This window comes from Dellaglioa sp. CoH-57-MRSF-18, assembly GCF_056781995.1.
The window spans coordinates 1-492 of the sequence record NZ_JBXAXX010000070.1 but is presented as its reverse complement, the minus strand read 5'-3'; the positions used below and the strand labels follow the sequence as shown (position 1 = coordinate 492).

Here is a 492-nt window from a genome sequence, read left to right as displayed (position 1 = left end):
CACTGCCCCGACGCTGCTGCCTCCGATGGAGCAGCTTAGCCGGGATCAGGCCAATGAGAATATGGTTCGTTCGTCCATTTCGTCTCTTTCGGCTAATGACCATGAACACGGTCACGAGCATGAGTCTATGATTCCGGATGACGATGTGGAAGTTCCGGAGCATTACGATTCGATTGTGCCAAAAAACGTATTCGGCAACCGCTGATGCTAAAGACCCGCTTCGGCGGGTTTTTCTTTTTGCGCAATTTAATAACAATCGATCAAAGGAGAATCGGATGGAAGCGCCATATCGTCTTCTGACGGATATTCGCGACACAGAGTGGTTGCCGAGTATCGTCAGTGACCCGAATTACTGGGGGAAGGTGTGTGCCGGATGTCTCATCATGGCAGAGGACACCGGCCGGTTCCTGATGCCACTGCGTAGTCCCGGCGTCACGAATCCTGATTGTTGGGGTACGTGGGGCGGTGCTGTAGACCATGGAGAGCATGTGG

At 53.3% G+C, this 492-nt stretch carries 1 protein-coding gene; it reads left to right on the top strand.

Annotated elements, in window-relative coordinates:
* Positions 1-205: hypothetical protein (locus AC1RPG_RS08100; protein ID WP_481762485.1), on the top strand; the 205-nt coding region annotated here is incomplete at its 5' end.
* Positions 206-492: the final 287 nt, after the last annotated feature.